Source organism: Shewanella sp. 10N.286.52.C2 (assembly GCF_002874545.1).
Classification (GTDB): domain Bacteria; phylum Pseudomonadota; class Gammaproteobacteria; order Enterobacterales; family Shewanellaceae; genus Shewanella.
This window is the reverse complement of sequence record NZ_MCTV01000017.1, coordinates 58,812-76,104: the sequence shown is the minus strand read 5'-3', so window position 1 is coordinate 76,104 and position 17,293 is coordinate 58,812. Positions and strand designations below refer to the sequence as shown.

Genomic DNA, 17,293 nt, shown 5'->3' with positions numbered 1-17,293 from the left:
CCTTTAATCATAAATATGGGTTGCATTATACCTGATCACTGCTTAATACCAACCATCTCGCCGCTAACGAGTTATCAATTAACAAGCTGCTAGCATTTTTAGCGGATCGGGATGAATATAGTTGAAATTAAGCTGTTGGCAAATCAAATTACCATTTATTACTTTACTGGCTAATTGGGTTTGATTAAATTGCGGCGCTGCTAAGCCCAAGTCAGCAGTCGCTGCTTGGTAAAACTCAACGCGAGTAGGATGACTCGGCGCAGTTAAATTGTAATAGCTCGACACATTTTTCCCTGAGCTCGTCGCCGCCAATATGGCCTCTATTGCCTGAATGCAATCATCAAGATGAACCAAATTAACCGCGACATTTGCGCCGCTAACATCGGTTTTACCAGCAAAAAACTTACCCGGATGGCGCTTAGGGCCAATTAAGCCTGCAAAGCGCACGATACAAGCATTATCCATTGCAGCAATTAACGACTCCGCAGCCAATAATATTGCACTTTTATCATCATATGCCGCAGCATCCGCTTCGGTCATTATGCGATTTTTAGCAGGATAAACCCCTGTGGTACTGATAAAAATCACCCGCTGATATTGGCGCGGTGCAATCAAGTTGACCAAGGTTTGAATATGCTCAAGATAATGACTTTCACCTCGGCGCAGGCCCGGCGGAATATTAATGATTAACGCATCGGCTTCAAGTAAGCCATCAAGCTGTGTTGCTTCAATATTTTGCTCACTTAAATCTAGCTTATAAGCATCAATACCCAGTGAGGATAACTGCTCACAACCGGCTTGGGTTCGCTTAGTGCCGCTAACCTGATAACCTTGTTTAACTAATCTTGTCGCTAATGGCAGGCCAAACCAACCACAGCCGATAATTGCAATACCGTTCATGAAAATCCCACGGGTTAAAAAACGCTAAAATTAATCATTAATATGGCAAACATAAAAACATACAGGGGCGTGAACTTCTAGCAAGTTAGCTAGTTTTTTTGATAAATCTTCTAGTTTTACCGTCTCAACAATCGTTACCCCTTCATCAATTAAGCATCTAAAACTGGCCTGAGTACCATGAGCTGAACAACTAACTACATGGGGCTGCTTAGATGCGGTTGATGTCATTATTACCTTGGCGATACTACCATCGGACAATTTAACAATGGAGCCCGGAGGAAAAACGCCTAACGTTTTCACTAGTATGCTAATCAAGGCTTTATCATGTTTATCAGCACGGCTTTTAAATAAGGTGCCTAATGCCAATTGTGCTGAGCCTGTGCTTTCTAACAATACCGTATAGTCATTCGCTAGAATCACGATTTGGGTCAATAAAGGAATGTGATTTTTGGTGAGTTTATTGGGGTAACCACTACCATCGATATACTCATGATGATGTAGCACAATATCCAACATGGCTTTAGGGAATAAACCACTTCTATCTAGCATTTCATAGCCGATATTGGGATGGGTCTTTATATAGTTTCGCTCGTGACTAGTTAAATCAATGCGTTTGCGACGTATGGCATCAGGTATTTTTAATTTGCCAATATCATGAAACACACAGCCTAACGCAAGATCTCGCATTTGCGCAGGGGCTAACTCAAGGCTGTGCCCCATTAAAATGGATAACACAGCAACCGAGATCCCATGCTGAGCCATGTTTATTTCTTTATCAGCACAGTTAACTAATCCAATTTGTGGCTGTTTGGTTTCATGTAAATGGGTTAATAGTAACTCCACGACTGTCACTGCTTCTCGATGTGATACCGGCGGATCACTAATGACTTTACTATATGCGGGGCGAAGATTACTGCAGGCTTTACTGAAGCGAACTCGACTTGTATTTACTGACTTTTTGATTATGGCGTTAATATCAAACGCGGGGGCCACTTCCGCAGCAACCACAGGTTGACTGATAACGGGCTCAACAAATAAATGCTGACCGTCAATCACAGTCACATAGTTAATGCCTAAGCTATTAATCAGTTCAATTTCTGCTTGGGAGCTAATCAGTACTTTATTACGAAAAAACGGATTATTAAACCACGATAACGGCAGTTTTACCGTCATACCGACCACCAGTTGTGATAACGGTATATTGATAGGCTCAGTTTTAGCCACTACTTTAGCCAAGATAAGATCCTTTTTAACCGCCATAGCAGCCGCTGGTATTGTTTTTTATTTCTGTCAGCTACTATGACTTAACATGTTTTACTTATTCACCTTTATCGAGTCGGTTATTTCTGTTGCAATAACTTTATTAGACACGCCTCGATTATGTTTGGCTGACTCGACAATCTTTTGAGTATGCTGCGCGGCTTGTGACTGTTCATCTGGCTCATAAAGTTGAGCATCTTGTTGTTCTTTCGCCATGGCAAGTTCAGCTTCTACTGCCATATAATCGGCTTCATTTTGCCAATCTTTAAAATAATGCTGCAATCGTTTTGATTTTAATAAATAAATAGCTGACCAAAAGATAAATAATGCATCAAGTGCAAAGCTGACTTTGAAAACAAAATGATCGTGAACCAGGCGTTGGCTAAGTAATAAAGCATCAACAATCAGTAGTAGCCATAGAATGTACTTAATCTGATTAAATAGCGGCCTTAATACCTGTGGGCTGCGTTTTCGCTCCGCAATCACTAATCCATAAATAATTACCGCACCAACCCCGCTCGCTAATGCCAGTAAAAAATCGCTTTTTTCAGGATAAAATAGTCTCACGAGCCCAGTGCGATCGTTAAATTGGGTTAACGATGCAATAAAGACACACCAACCACGGGCGAGAAAGATCAGCATTAAATACAAAAATATCGGCGGTTTTATATGGCCCTTGTCATCAAGCCAAGTGATATTGCTAAAATTCACAGGGTATCCAGTTTATTAGGTAAAGGCTTACTTGCTTAGTTCGAAGCTAGGTAAGCCTTAACTTATGCTATTAATAAATTGCCAGTAGCTACTTTTTAAGATTATTTAAAGCGACTAATTGTTAGTGATTAGTGTTTATTAATTAATAATTAGTGACTTAGCAAATCTAATAAGCCTTGTTCATCAATCACTTTCACGCCTAAGTCTTGGGCTTTGGTTAACTTAGAACCTGCAGCCTCCCCCGCGACTAAACAGTCGGTGTTTTTAGAAACACTGCCGGCCACTTTTGCCCCCAGCGCTTGTAACTGCGCTTTAGCATCGTTGCGATTTAACTGAGTTAAGGTACCTGTTAATACCCAGGTTTGGCCTTTAAGGCTTAAGGCTGACTCATCAACGGCTTCAAGAGCAGGCCAATTTACACCCGCAGCGACTAACTTATCAATCACTTCAAGGTTATGGGGCTGAGCAAAAAAATGCGCTATATGTTTGGCAACAATCACGCCGACATCATCCACTTCAATTAACTCATCAATGCTGGCCGCTTTAATGGCATCAAGGGTTTTATAATGGCTGGCTAAATTGGCTGCGGTGGCTTCACCAACTTCACGAATACCTAAGCCATAAATAAATCTTGATAAGGTAGTGGTTTTGGCATCATCAATGGCGGCAACCAGCTTAGTCGCCGACTTCATTGCCATACGTTCTAGCATGGTGATCATCGATGCTGTAAGGGTAAACAGCTCAGCAGGGCTTTGTACTAATTCTTTATCAATCAGTTGCTCAACCACTTTGTCGCCCATGCCATCGATGTTTAATGCTTTGCGAGAGGCAAAATGTTTAATGGCTTCTTTACGCTGGGCTTCACAAAATAAGCCACCACTGCAACGTGCTACCGCTTCACCTTCAAGCCGCTCAACTAAACTGTCACACACTGGGCATGCTGTCGGGAAGGTAATCTCTTTAGCATCATCAGGGCGCTTTTCAGCCACAATGGCAACAATTTGCGGGATAACATCACCCGCGCGGCGAATAATCACCGTATCGCCGACTTTTACGCCTAAACGCGCAATTTCATCAGCATTGTGAAGCGTGGCATTTGATACAGTAACACCGCCAACAAACACCGGTTTTAAACGCGCAACCGGCGTCACCGCACCGGTGCGGCCAACTTGAAAATCAACCTCTTCAAGTAGCGTCATCTCTTCTTGCGCGGGAAACTTATAGGCTATTGCCCAGCGCGGCGCTCTAGCGACAAAGCCTAAGGTTGTTTGTTTGGCAATATCATTTACTTTAATTACCACTCCGTCTATCTCGTAAGATAAACTGCTGCGGCGCGTCATAATATCGCTATAGTAAGCAAACACTTCAGGTAAGCTGTCACAGACTTTAACTTCTTGACTAACAGGTAAGCCCCATTGTCTTAATTGGGTAAGCTGCCCAAAGTGACTCTGTGCCATTGGCGAGCTTTCACCTTCGACCACACCTAGAGCATAAGCGTAAAAGCCTAATGCGCGCGTGGCGGTGATTTTGCTGTCTAATTGACGAATACTGCCAGCGGCGGCATTACGTGGGTTAACAAAAGTCTTCTCGCCTTTGGCCTGTTGACGCTGATTAAGCGCATCAAATGCTGCTTTAGGCATGATCACTTCCCCACGCACCTCCATCAGTTCAGGGAAATCATCACCCCGAAGCTTTAACGGAATCGAGTTAATGGTGCGCACATTATCTGTGATGTCTTCACCTACGCTGCCATCGCCTCGCGTTGCTGCGCGCTCTAATACGCCATTACGATATAAAATACTCACCGCTAGACCATCAAGCTTTGGCTCACAGCAGTAACTGACCGTATCTACTTTATCACTAATACGTTTATTAAAGGCTTCAAAGTCTGCTTGCTCAAAGGCATTATCTAAACTGAGCATCGGCTTTAAATGGGTAATTTGATCAAACTTGGCCAGTGGCGCGCCGCCAACTCTTTGGGTGGGAGAATCAATGCTAATCAACTCAGGATGAGCCGTTTCAAGCGCGATAAGGCGCTGCATTAAACGGTCATACTCAGCATCAGGAATACTCGGCGCATCATCCACATAATAAAGAATATTATGACGGTGTAGTTCACTGCTAATTTGCTGTATTTCTGTTTTAATGTCTTGCATAAAATCACTCATCTAAAAAGCAAACAAGGCCGCAAGTGCGGCCTCATTGTAAAATATAATAAAATTTAAGAAACGGCTCGAATTCGGCTTAAGTATGCTTGTTTATTAGTATCAGTCCAGGCGTTACGCTTGTCGTCTAACACTTCAGCGCCTAAGTCATCAGCCAGTTGCTGGGCTGAATTAAGCATAATTGAGAAATTTCTTAACGCATCGCCATGGCAAGGCAATGTCATAAATAACACCACACCTTGAGTGGCAAACTGTTCCATATTGTCAGGGTCAAATACCCCAGGCTTTAACATGTTAGCCATGGAGAATAGCACTTTTCCATTACCGGCATTATCTTGATGACGATGGAAAATATCCATATCGCCGAATTTAAAGTTAAGCGATAACAAACAAGGTAATAGCTCGGCGCCTTGTAATTGTTCACCGTCACGGGCAACCACATGCAGTACTAATACATCTTGCGGCTCGCCAAGTGGCTCTTCTACTGGCTCAGCCTTTGGCGCAGTTTCGACAACAGGAGTGAGCGGCTCTTGTGCTAAGGTTTGATGTTCTGGCGAATGAACACTTGCAGAGCTCACATTAGATTCAGCTTTGGTTACTGGGGCTTTTTCAATAGGGTCGTCAATCAAAGGTTCATTAGAGTCATCATTAAACTCTTCACCAAACAGCGCTTGCTGGGTTGGTATATGCTCTGGTTCTTTGGCAGCGGTAGTCATTACGGGATCTTTTCTACCCGGATGGTAACTTGGCGCTTGCACATTCACTGCTGATTGGTTTTGTAGGCCAATGCCCTTTTTTGAACCCGCTGCAGTAATTTCTAGCTCTGCACTATCAAGTTGACTGCTGCTTACATTAGGCTTTAAATGTGGGCTAACCTTCGACTGTCTCATAACAGGCTCAACTGAGACCTCGTCAGCTTTAACCCGTCTCACTTCACCAATACCATCAGCGTCAAACCCCTGTGAGTCACGCTGCTCTGCTTGGCCTTTATAAAACCCCGTCATTGGGTTGTCTTTTAACGTTTTAGGTTGTTGTTTACGAATAGACCAAAACCCATGTACCAATACTGCGATAATCGCTATTGCGCCTAGTATTGACAAAACCAGTTGAAAATCTTCCATTGGTGACCCTGTAATCCTATTTATTCTATTTATTCAGCGTCGGCAAGTGCCACCGCTTCTTCGATATCGACTGCGACTATACGTGAAACGCCCGGTTCATGCATAGTGACACCTATTAATTGATCAGCCATTTCCATGGTGATTTTATTATGGCTAATATAAACAAACTGCACACTCTGTGACATCTCTTTTAATAAGCGGCAAAAACGCTCAACGTTGGCATCATCTAAGGGTGCATCAACTTCATCAAGCATACAAAATGGTGCTGGATTTAGTCTAAATATGGCAAATACTAATGATAAAGCGGTTAAGGCTTTTTCTCCACCACTAAGAAGGTGAATAGTACTATTCTTCTTGCCGGGTGGTTGCGCCATAATGGTCACACCCGTTTCAAGTAAATCATCATCCGTTAAGGCTAAATAGGCTTTACCACCGCCAAAAACCTTAGGGAATAACTTTGATAAGTCCGCATTGACCGCATCATAAGTGGTTTTAAATCGAGTGCGAGTTTCCTTATCGATTTTACGAATGGCCTCTTCAAGTGTGGCTAAGCCTTTATTTAAATCATTATCTTGATTATCTAAATAAGCCTTACGTTCACTTTGCTGCTCAAACTCTTCGATTGCCGCGAGGTTAATGGCCCCTAAATGACTGATTTGAGCTCTTACTTTATCAAGGTTTCGCTGCCATACAATGACTTTAGCTGTTTCAGGAATATGCGCTATCACATCTTGAATCTTTATCTGTTGTTCTTCAAGTAACTGAAATTGGCCATCGGCCTGACCTTTTAATCCTTCACGACGTAACTTTAACCCGCTGAGAGACTGAGTCAAGTTTTGCAGTGCACCAAGCTGTTGTTTTTGAATCAATACCGCACTATCGAGCCGAGTTTGTAACTCTGCCTGCTGTGTACGATTTGAATTCAGTAATTGTTGTTTAGCTTGCTGAATGTCGAGTTGCGCGTTTAATTGTGTTTGCAGCTGTTGTAATTGCTGCTCACCTAAACTGGCATTAGTTTGCTGCGAAGATTCCCGCAGCTGCTTGATTTGCGCTGTGGTGGACTCGCTCTGCTGGGTTTGCTGGCTAATATTGGCTTGTAATACTGCTACTTGAGTGTGCAATTGTTGCATTTTTTGCCGGCAACTATTGCTATCACGCTCTTGCTGACTGCGGTTAGCTTTATAATCTCGTAGCTGCTGACTGGCAGTTTGCCAATCTTGATTTACTTGCTGCTGGGTTGCCAACTGCTGTTGATGCGTTTGCTGGGATAACTCAAGCTCGGCAGTTAATCGCTCTATCGCTTGTTGACCTGCGCCAATTTGTCCTTGCAGCTGAGCCACTTGTTCATCAAGGCTTTTTTGTCGGCGTAATCTGTCTTGTTGCTGCAGCACCAAACTGTGGCTCTGAGCATCAAGCTTACTGCAATCTAATTGCAACTGGTGATGTTTAAGTTGAGATTGACTCAATTGCGCGTGAGCATCGCCAACTTGCTGAGTTTGTAAGCTCACTTGCTGCTGCAACTTCAACAATTGCTCATTTAATTGGCTAATTTGTATTTGTAATTGCTGGTACTCATTTTTAAGTGCCAGCTGTGATTGCTTAGAGTCGGCTTTTTTAAAGACAAAGCCATGACCCACTAAATAACCATCTTGGGTGGCAATAATGCCATCTGAGCTTAACTGCTTAAGCTGCGCTTTTGCCTCATCAACACTGGCGCACCAGCTTACATGGTGAAGCCAAGGGGATAAATTAACCGCAGCGCTAATTTGGTGATTCAGCGCGCTCACCTCACCTGTGGCAATAAAACCACTCACTGATGGGCCAATTGCACCACCAGCATCAATCACTTTGGTGGCTAAAATGCCTTGCAGTAATACATCAACGGCCTTTTCCCAGCCTGGCGTTACCTCAATGGTTTGCCATAAAGCTTGCTGATCATCGTCATTGCTGGTTAGCCATTGCTCAATCAGCTCACTTCTGGCGCTTAGTGACGATAACTGCTGTTTTTGCTGCTGATAATCTTCACTTGCCTGAGCTAGCTGTTGTTGCTTATCTTCAAGTTCATCAGTGAGTTGATGTTTGATTTCATCTTCTAATTCAAGTTGCTCTTTAAGGGCGGTTAACTTGAGGTCAAGTGCGGTTAATTCAGCTTGTGAGTCAGACTCAGTATTTCGCTGCTGCTCAGCACTAAGTTCGATTAACTGCTTTTGTTGCTGCGACAGCATTTGTTGTTGATGCTGCAATTTGCTCTGGGTTAGTGCCGCTGCCATTTTGGCATTCGCCGCGCCATCAGATAACACCGATAAATGCTGCTGTAAGTCTGCCGCTTTTTGCTCAACATCTTGCAGCTGAGCATCAATAACGCCCAGCGCTTGTTCTGCTGCAACAAGTTCAGGTTTGCCCTCAGCTAACTGCGCCGTTAATTGTTGCTCTTGCAGCATCAAGGTTTGCAACGCATTACTAGCAACTTGCTGCTGCGAAATGAGATCTGCTAATTGTTTTTCCAGCTGATTATCTTGTAGCTGTTGATGTTTAAGCTGTTGTTCAAGCTTAGCGATTTCTGTGCCTGCTTGATAATACTCGGCCACCAGCTGTTGCTCAGCAGCGGTTAATTCTGCAATTTGGGTTTTAAGCTGAGTAAGGGTTAATTCAGTGGTTTCACCATCAGCATTGGCAGCAGCTAAATTAACTTCAAGTTGTAAAATCTCTTGGGCAATATTGTCGCTTTGGTTTTTAAGCTCTTGATAGCGCATCACCAACAATTGCGCATGTAAGTCACGTTCTTGTTGCTTAAACTCACGATATTGCTTGGCGGCCTGCGCTTGTTGTTCAAGCTTGTCGATTTGGCTACCGAGCTCTAAGCGAATATCGCCCAATCGCTCCAAGTTTTCACGGGTATGACGAATACGGTTTTCAGTTTCACGGCGGCGTTCTTTATAACGGGAAATGCCTGCTGCTTCTTCAATAAAAACCCGCAGTTCTTGGGGTTTAGATTCAATAAGACGCGAAATCGTCCCCTGCTCGATAATGGCATAACTTCGTGGGCCCAAACCTGTGCCCATAAATAAATCGGTAATATCTTTACGGCGACACTTTTGACCATTCAAAAAGTAATTTGAGTCACCATCGCGACTGACTTGTCTTTTTACCGATATTTCTTGATAACTGGCATATTGGCCTGCTAATCGACCATCGAGATTTTCAAAGCTCAACTCAATGCTGGCAACTGACACGGGTTTTCTGGCGCTAGAGCCATTAAAAATCACATCCATCATCGAGTCGCCACGCAAATGCTTAGCAGAGCTTTCGCCTAGCACCCAGCGCACGGCATCAATGACATTGGATTTACCACATCCATTGGGGCCTATAATGGCCGTTAAAGGTTGGTTGAAGGGAATTTTGGTGGAGTCAACGAACGACTTAAAGCCAGCAAGTTTTATTTGTTTTAATCGCATTGTGCTTGTGAAGTTGTTCCAGTGAGATTGATTAAGAAGCGTCGATGAATAATCATCTCGTCTGCGTAAGACGGATAAAGTACAACTTTACCAATCGCGCTGCATTTTGTAACGATTTTTATGACTTAAACACACTTTAAGGCTTGTTTTCCGCTCAATGCATCACCACAATCATCATAACTAGTTTTTTCAAGGATGTAATCGATGCCAATTAAACCAATGAAAAGTGGTGTTAATTATTTTATGGATGGGTTTAAGCTCATAAAACAACCGGGGCTACGAACCTTTGTCTTCATTCCATTAATGGTTAACTTAGTTTTATTCTCAACGGTCATTTATTTTGCCATTGGTAAATTAGATGAAATGTTTGCTTGGATGAACGGCCAAATCCCCGAATACCTCACATGGTTAAATTTTTTCCTGTGGCCACTGGCGGTTGTGAGCTTATTAGTGGTGATGTCTTTTATCTTTAGCTCAGTGATGAACTGGATAGCTGCGCCCTTTAATGGCCTGCTGGCTGAAAAAGTTGAGATGCACCTAACGGGTAAGTCACTTAACTCTGGCACAACGGTAGATTTAATTAAAGATTTGCCACGAATAATGGGCCGAGAGTGGACTAAATTAAAATACTACCTGCCTAGAGCATTACTGTTTCTAGTGTTATTTATCGTGCCTGTTGTTGGCCAAACCGCCGCCCCCGTTTTATGGTTTTTATTCAGTGCATGGATGATGGCAATTCAGTATTGCGACTTCCCATTCGATAACCATAAAGTGCCGTTTGAGGATATGAAGTTTGCCCTCAATCAAACTAAAGGCACCAGCTACACCTTTGGCGCCACAGTAACGCTGTTTTCAATGATCCCGATAGTGAACTTTATCGTCATGCCAGTAGCTATTTGCGGCGCCACCGCCATGTGGGTTGATAAATACCGTGATGCTTATAAGCATCCAGAAATAGCACCTGAATAGTTTCGCAATGAGAATATCGTTGTTGATTCTGCGGTATTGATATCAAGAGGCCTCGACATTTTGTTGAGGCTTTTTATTGCATATCTGTCTCTTACTGAGGTTTGTGACTAATACTTTGATTATTTGCTGTTGCCTTTAAGTATGCATATGAGGCTAACGTTAGGAAGCCGCCTATCGAGCATGCGTCATCCTAGTTTTTAACAAGTAAATATTTATCAATTGTTAATTCCAAGCCCTCAAACGCAAGTAACAATTAAAAACATTTTAATCACATAAAATTAACGACTTTAGTATGACTTTCTGCGACAATCTCGCAAACTAACAATAAGTTACAGATTCATCATGAGAAGTATTGTGAAAAAATACCTGACAACACCTTTGTTTCTATCAAATTCCACCATTAGAAGCGCAGCTATTTTAAGCGTGTTTTTTAGCACTTTTCTGCTCCCTGCTTCTGTTATCGCTGGTGATGCAAGTCAATTTAATATCGCCATTCCAACCTTATCCGAGGCTGTAGAAATCGATGGCGAGTTGAATGAGCCACAGTGGCAACAAGCTGCCACTATGCAGCTTAAATATGAAACCTCACCGGGTGAAAACATTGCCGCCCCTGTTAGCACTGAAGCGAAAATATTTGCCACAGAAACCAGTTTGTTTGTTGCCTTTTTGGCTAATGACCCAAACCCTGAACTGATCCGCAGTAATTTACGTGACCGCGATAGCTCATGGGGTGATGATCAAGTGGGTATTAAGCTCGACACCTTTAATAATGCCCGCCTTGCCTATCAGTTTTTTATCAACCCTTATGGGGTTCAAAATGACTCTATTGAAAATGAGTTAACAGGTGAAGAAAGTGATGCCTGGGACGGTATTTGGTATGCTAGTGGTCAGATCACAGCCCAAGGTTATCAAGTTGAACTAGAGCTACCATTAAGACTATTTAACTTTGATGACAATAAAGACCTGCAAACTTGGGGCATTGAATTAATTCGCTTTTACCCAAGAAATGAAACCCATCGTATATCAAGCCATAAAATTGATCGTAATGTGTCATGTCAATTATGCCAACTCGGCACCGCAACAGGCCTTGAAGGCGCTAAGCAAGGTAAAGATATTCAAATTACGCCATCAGTGGTGGCAACCAGTAATAATCAACGTAATCTTAATCCTAACCAGCCTTGGGAAGATGATAATCATGTTGAAGCTGGGCTCGATTTACGTTGGGGCATCACCCCTACAACGTTATTAAATGCCACCATTAATCCTGACTTTTCCCAAGTAGAAGCCGATTCTGGTCAGCTAGATGTTAACAATACTTTTGCGTTATTTTACCCTGAAAAACGTGCTTTCTTTTTAGATAATAAAGATTATTTCGATACCCAATTAAGCCTATTACACACTCGTAATATTGCCTCACCTGACTATGGGGTAAAGCTTACCAGTAAAACTGATGATCACACTTTAGCTGTGTTGGCGGCTAATGACGAAAATACCCAGTTTTTAATCCCGGGTAACTTAAGCTCAGATATCGCCACCATTAACGAAGAAAGCTATAACCTTGCAGCAAGGTACCGCTTTGATCCCAACAAGAAGCTATCTTTTGGTGGTCTGGTTACCGCTAAAACCTCAGAGAATTACCATAACTATGTTGCCAGTGTTGATATCAAGTATCAGCCCACTGAGCAAGATACTTTTACCGGGCAATATGTATTTTCAGACACGCAATATCCTGATGATTTGTTTCAACAGTTTTGCCAAGGCGAGGATTGCAGCGCACCGCCACAAAGCTGTGAGTTGGGTAATTGTGAATACAATGAACGCGTGCTACGCACTAACAAGCAAGATAACTTTTCCGACAGTATGTACCGGGTAAGCTACGACCATATTCGTCGTAACTGGCGCGCCTTTAGCCGTTATGAATCCATTGGTGAAGACTTTAGAGCTGACTTAGGTTTTATTGACCGAATTGATGCCAGTAAGTTTGTCGTCGGCGGTAATTATGTTTGGTACCCAATGGAAAACTTTTTCAACAAAGTGGTATTTGGCGGCGATTGGGACATTACCCACAATCAAAATAATGAAAAAATTGAACAAGAAGCTGAGGTGTATATTGAGTTTAACGGCGGCTTACAAAGTTACATCTCAACCGGTTTTGTTCACAAAGACCGCGTAGGTAGACGCCATGATGGCTCATCACTGGCCATTGATGGCAATACCACCATGTACGATATTAATTTCAATTGGTTGTACGCCAACTTTACCCCGATACAGTCACTGAAATTAGAAATTGATATGAACTACGGTGATGATATTGATTACGCCAACGACCGTGCGGCTACTGTGACTATGTTTAACCCAGCGGTGGAGTGGAAGGTGACTGAGTCAATCATCTTAGATGTGAATCATCGCTACCAAACCCTTGATGTTGATGAAGGTACTTTGTTTACCGCTAACCTGACTGATTTACGTCTCAATTGGCAAATCAGCTTAAATAGTTTTTTACGTTTAAGCAGTGTCTATACCGATATTGAGCGCGATCCAAGTTTATATCAATACCAATCGCCGAATAAGCAAAGTCAGAATTTAGGCAATGAAATTTTATATGGCTATAAGCTAAATCCACAAAGTGTATTTTATCTGGGTTATTCCGACGGCTTGGTTGCTACCGATGAAATCGATTCATTAACCCAAAAAGATAAAACCTACTTTATGAAAGTAAGTTATGCCTGGTTACTGTAGTTATTAGTCGTTAGTTGTTAGTTGTTAGTTGTTAGTTGTTAGTTGTTAGTTGTTAGTTGTTAGTTGTTTAAGATTTTACCCATTGATGATCAAAAAGACTGCCTTGGCAGTCTTTTTGATTTAGTTGAAAGTACACACAGTTAAAATTAAGTCTTCTCTAAAATAATACTGCCAACAGAGTAGCCTGCTCCAAACGAGCAAAGCAGACCTAAATCACCAGTTTTAAAGTCCTGATTATATTTATTAAAAGCAATAATCGAGCCCGCTGAAGCCGTGTTTGCGTATTCATCTAATACCACTGGTGCCTGCGCTGCATCCACATTGTCACCAAGCAGTTTACGCACCACAAACTGATTCATATTGATATTGGCTTGATGTAACCACAAGCGTTTAAATTCATTAGCTTGTATCTGCTCTTGTTCGAGTTGCTTGTCTAAATGCTGATAAATCATTGGCAACAACTCTTTAAATACCTTGCGCCCTTGTTGATGAAACAACTTATCACTGCTGTTAGCATTGAGCGGATCACAGCGATTCATATGGCCAAAATTACTGCGGATATTATTAGAGTAATCAGTAACGCATTTGCTCGACAGCACATTAAAAGCAAACTCAGTGTGAGCATTGTTCGCTTTTTCAACCACAACTGCGGTTGCGACATCGCCAAAAATAAAGTGGCTATCGCGATCGCGATAATTAACCTGCGGCGAACATATTTCAGGATTAATCACCAATACCCTAGATGCTGTACCTGACTGCACGGCATTGATCGCATTGACTATGGCAAATGTAGCTGACGAACACGCCACCAACATGTCGTAGGCAAAGCCCTTTGTGCCCATGGCTTGCTGAATTTCGATAGCAATTGCAGGGTATGAGCGCTGAGTATAAGCACAGGCAACAATCACTAAGTCAATGTCACTGGCGAGCAGTTTAGCCTGTTCTAAGGCTTTATTCGCCGCCGCGATACCCATTTCAGCCTGCATAGATAATTCGGTACTTGGGCGATCTTTTATCAAAGGCATCATGATGTCAGGCTCTAAAATGCCCTCTTTGACCATCACATAACGCTGCTTAATTCCTGAGGCTTTTTCGATAAATTCAGCCGATGAGTGGGCTAATGCGTTTAATTCACCATTCGCGATTAAGCTAGCATGCTGGCTGTTATATTGGTCGACGTAACGATTAAGGCTTGTTACTAGCTCTTCATTACTAATGCTATGGGGTGGGGTGTAAAGTCCACTTCCTGAAATCACCACTTTGTTCATATTATATCTGCCATTAAGGTATTGGGGAGTAACAAGTTTCCCACCTCGACATTGCCATACTGATAACTTTTGGCCATCTGGTTAATACAGGGAAAATTTTACAATTAAAACAAGTCTATTGGGTTCTGGCATTTTCGCTAAGCACTAATTGACGATTTGCTAAAGGTCTGACCATCTTAGCGAGTAATAATGTGCTTAACTGTTGCAGCAAAAGTAAATGATTGTTAATTAAGAAGATGCTTTATTATTATAGTAGAGTTTGCTTTAATAACTAAAAGGAATAACGAATAACTAACTGTCACTGTTAAAGCCACCTAAACCGATTATCATTAGACAATGCAAACAAGGAGCTAAACCATGAGCAACATTTACGAAGACAATTCATATACGCTAGGTAATACCCCACTAGTGCGCCTTAATCGAGTAAGCAATGGTAATGTGCTAGCAAAAATAGAAGCACGCAATCCAAGTTTCAGTGTTAAGTGTCGTATCGGTGCCAACATGATTTGGGATGCCGAAAAGAAAGGTACCCTCAAAGCTGGTATCGAATTAGTTGAGCCAACCTCAGGTAATACTGGTATTGCACTAGCTTATGTTGCTGCCGCGCGCGGTTACCAGCTAACACTTACTATGCCAAACACCATGAGCCTTGAACGCCGCAAATTATTAAAAGCATTAGGTGCTAACCTTGTGTTAACTGAAGGCGCTAAGGGCATGAAAGGCGCGATTGATAAAGCAGAAGAAATTCGTTTATCTGATCCTTCAAAGTACCTTATTCTCGGTCAATTCAGTAACCCTGCGAACCCAGAAATTCATGAAAAAACCACAGGCCCAGAAATCTGGAATGACACCGATGGTAAAGTCGATGTATTCGTAGCAGGTGTTGGTACTGGCGGTACTATTACGGGTGTGAGCCGTTACTTAAAAAGTCAGAATAAAGATATTGTGTCAGTGGCGGTTGAGCCAGTTGATTCTCAAGTTATTGCTCAAGCTAAAGCAGGTGAGCCTCTGCAACCTGGACCGCACAAAATTCAAGGTATTGGCGCAGGTTTCATCCCTGGCAACTTAGATTTAGATTTGGTTGATCTTGTGCAAGCTGTTAGCAATGAAGATGCAATTGATATGGCGCGCCGCTTAATGAAAGAAGAAGGTATCTTAGTGGGTATTTCTTCAGGTGCAGCTGTAGTTGCAGCGAATCGTATTGCTGAACTGCCAGAGTATGCAGGCAAAAATATTGTTGTTATTTTGCCTTCAGCTGCAGAGCGTTACTTATCATCAGCACTATTTGCTGGCGAATTTAGCGATAGCGAAAACGTACAGTAACCATATTTAGTGACTGATTGCTAAAAATCGCTAAACACTTTAAAAGCTCTGCATTTGCAGAGCTTTTTATTGGTTTAAACAAACGTAACTACCTGCACATAAGTAAGTTTCAATTCAACTATCTGCAACTTCTAAGGCGTGTGTCCCAAAAATGCATTATCCCGCCCTAGCATGTCGTTAACAAGCTCAACATCTAGAGCTAGATCAAGCTCCTATTTAATAGTGTTTGCTAATATCGCAGCACTTTTTCTCCTGCTGCTAGAGCAATCTTCATTTTATGTCTTTTTATCAATCACCGAAAAAAATATCCGCCTACGATGCTAAATTCGAAGCACAAAAAATAGCCTTCGCACCTGTAAGCTTTCAAGTGGCCCGTTGCCTTAGCCAATTCGGCCTACTGGCACAAATTGATGCAGCAGGCGATCAAGGTATTAGCTTAGCGCAGTTAGTAAATGATGCTGACGTATCTGAGTATGCTATTCATGTTTTGCTAGATATGGGTCTAAGTATGGGTCTACTTTGGTGCAAAGATGAGCTTTACCGCTTAGATAAAACAGGACATTTCTTATTACATGATGATATGGGTGCAAAGAATCTTAACTTTATTCACGATGTCTGTTACCAAGGTTTGTTTGAATTAGAAGCATCTCTTCGTAATGGCAAAGCTGAAGGCTTAAAATACCTTGGCGATTGGGACACCATTTACCCGGGATTAAGCCAATTACCTGAGCAGGTTAAACGCAGCTGGTTTGAGTTTGACCATTACTATTCCGATCATGCGTTTGATAGTCTTTTACCGTTAATTTTTCGATCTAAGCCACACATATTGTTGATGTGGGCGGCAATACAGGTAAGTGGGCGTTTGCTTGCACAGGCTATGATGACCAAGTCAACATCACCATTATGGACTTGCCGGGGCAGTTAACTGTAGCGATGGAAAATGCCAAGATAAATAAGGTTGCCGATCGAGTGCATCCACTTGAAACCGATTTGCTTGATAGTGATAAACCTTTCTATCAACATGCTGATTTATATTGGATGAGCCAATTCTTGGATTGTTTCTCAAAACAGCAAATTGTCACTATTTTAAAACGCGCCGCTGCTGCTATGCGCTCTGATAGTGAGTTGTGTATCTTAGAGACTTACTGGGACAGACAACCATACGAAGCGGGTGCCTACTGTGTTAACGCCACCTCACTATATTTTACTGCAATAGCGAATGGTAATAGCCGCATGTATCACAGTAAAGATATGCTAAAAATGATCAGTGAAGCAGGCCTTTATGTGGATGAAGATATAGATAACATTGGCATAGGTCATACTTTGTTACGCTGTAAGAAAAAGCCTTGTTAAGCTCATTTTTAAGTTAATGACTTATTTAG

Annotated in this window: 9 protein-coding genes and 2 pseudogenes; 4 read left to right on the top strand and 7 right to left on the bottom strand. The window is 42.2% G+C overall.

Annotated features, from left to right (window positions below):
- Window positions 1–78: 78 nt before the first annotated feature.
- The 6 genes and pseudogenes from BCU94_RS07860 to BCU94_RS07835 form a co-directional block, all read right to left on the bottom strand.
- Complete coding sequence (locus BCU94_RS07860; protein ID WP_102476077.1) at window positions 79–900, bottom strand: SDR family oxidoreductase; 822 nt, start codon at window positions 898–900, stop codon at window positions 79–81.
- 30 nt (window positions 901–930) lie between these two features.
- A complete protein-coding gene (locus BCU94_RS07855; RefSeq protein WP_198590866.1) occupies window positions 931–2,136 on the bottom strand; it encodes an HD-GYP domain-containing protein in 1,206 nt (401 codons plus the stop codon).
- Between the two features lie 282 nt (window positions 2,137–2,418).
- A pseudogene (locus BCU94_RS07850) lies at window positions 2,419–2,871 on the bottom strand (DUF2919 domain-containing protein); the annotation flags it as partial.
- Window positions 2,872–3,020: 149 nt separating this feature from the next.
- On the bottom strand, window positions 3,021–5,027 hold the full coding sequence (ligA, locus tag BCU94_RS07845) for an NAD-dependent DNA ligase LigA (RefSeq protein ID WP_102440426.1): 2,007 nt from the start codon (window positions 5,025–5,027) through the stop codon (window positions 3,021–3,023).
- Window positions 5,028–5,092: 65 nt separating this feature from the next.
- Window positions 5,093–6,157: a cell division protein ZipA gene (zipA, locus tag BCU94_RS07840; protein ID WP_102476074.1), complete on the bottom strand. Its 1,065-nt coding sequence runs from the start codon at window positions 6,155–6,157 to the stop codon at window positions 5,093–5,095.
- A gap of 29 nt (window positions 6,158–6,186) precedes the next feature.
- Window positions 6,187–9,612, bottom strand: coding sequence for a chromosome segregation protein SMC (locus BCU94_RS07835; protein WP_102476073.1), 3,426 nt, complete (start codon window positions 9,610–9,612; stop codon window positions 6,187–6,189).
- A 204-nt stretch (window positions 9,613–9,816) separates the two neighbouring features.
- On the opposite strand from BCU94_RS07835, the gene cysZ reads away from it, so the two are divergent.
- On the top strand, window positions 9,817–10,581 hold the full coding sequence (gene cysZ / locus BCU94_RS07830) for a sulfate transporter CysZ (protein ID WP_076540003.1): 765 nt from the start codon (window positions 9,817–9,819) through the stop codon (window positions 10,579–10,581).
- A 342-nt stretch (window positions 10,582–10,923) separates the two neighbouring features.
- Window positions 10,924–13,320 (top strand): carbohydrate binding family 9 domain-containing protein, encoded by a 2,397-nt coding sequence (locus BCU94_RS07825; protein WP_102476072.1) that lies wholly within the window; start codon window positions 10,924–10,926, stop codon window positions 13,318–13,320.
- A 146-nt stretch (window positions 13,321–13,466) separates the two neighbouring features.
- Here BCU94_RS07825 and BCU94_RS07820 read toward each other — a convergent pair whose 3' ends face one another.
- Window positions 13,467–14,588 carry a beta-ketoacyl-ACP synthase III gene (locus tag BCU94_RS07820; RefSeq protein ID WP_102439868.1) on the bottom strand — a complete coding sequence of 374 codons (1,122 nt, stop codon included), beginning with the start codon at window positions 14,586–14,588 and terminating at the stop codon, window positions 13,467–13,469.
- A gap of 357 nt (window positions 14,589–14,945) precedes the next feature.
- Between BCU94_RS07820 and cysK the strand changes: the two genes are divergently transcribed.
- Both cysK and BCU94_RS07810 read left to right on the top strand, forming a co-directional pair.
- Window positions 14,946–15,911, top strand: a complete 966-nt coding sequence (gene cysK, locus BCU94_RS07815; RefSeq protein WP_102439869.1) for a cysteine synthase A — start codon at window positions 14,946–14,948, stop codon at window positions 15,909–15,911.
- Between the two features lie 277 nt (window positions 15,912–16,188).
- Window positions 16,189–17,264, top strand: a pseudogene (locus BCU94_RS07810) (methyltransferase).
- Window positions 17,265–17,293: the final 29 nt, after the last annotated feature.

What these genes read in the sequence shown, in the direction of transcription:
- BCU94_RS07860 (WP_102476077.1), bottom strand. Translation starts at nt 900, where the DNA reads ATGAACGGTATTGCAATTATCGGCTGTGGTTGGTTTGGCCTGCCATTA.
- ligA (WP_102440426.1), bottom strand. Translation starts at nt 5,027, where the DNA reads ATGCAAGACATTAAAACAGAAATACAGCAAATTAGCAGTGAACTACAC.
- zipA (WP_102476074.1), bottom strand. Translation starts at nt 6,157, where the DNA reads ATGGAAGATTTTCAACTGGTTTTGTCAATACTAGGCGCAATAGCGATT.
- BCU94_RS07835 (WP_102476073.1), bottom strand. Translation starts at nt 9,612, where the DNA reads ATGCGATTAAAACAAATAAAACTTGCTGGCTTTAAGTCGTTCGTTGAC.
- cysZ (WP_076540003.1), top strand. Translation starts at nt 9,817, where the DNA reads ATGCCAATTAAACCAATGAAAAGTGGTGTTAATTATTTTATGGATGGG.
- BCU94_RS07825 (WP_102476072.1), top strand. Translation starts at nt 10,924, where the DNA reads ATGAGAAGTATTGTGAAAAAATACCTGACAACACCTTTGTTTCTATCA.
- BCU94_RS07820 (WP_102439868.1), bottom strand. Translation starts at nt 14,588, where the DNA reads ATGAACAAAGTGGTGATTTCAGGAAGTGGACTTTACACCCCACCCCAT.
- cysK (WP_102439869.1), top strand. Translation starts at nt 14,946, where the DNA reads ATGAGCAACATTTACGAAGACAATTCATATACGCTAGGTAATACCCCA.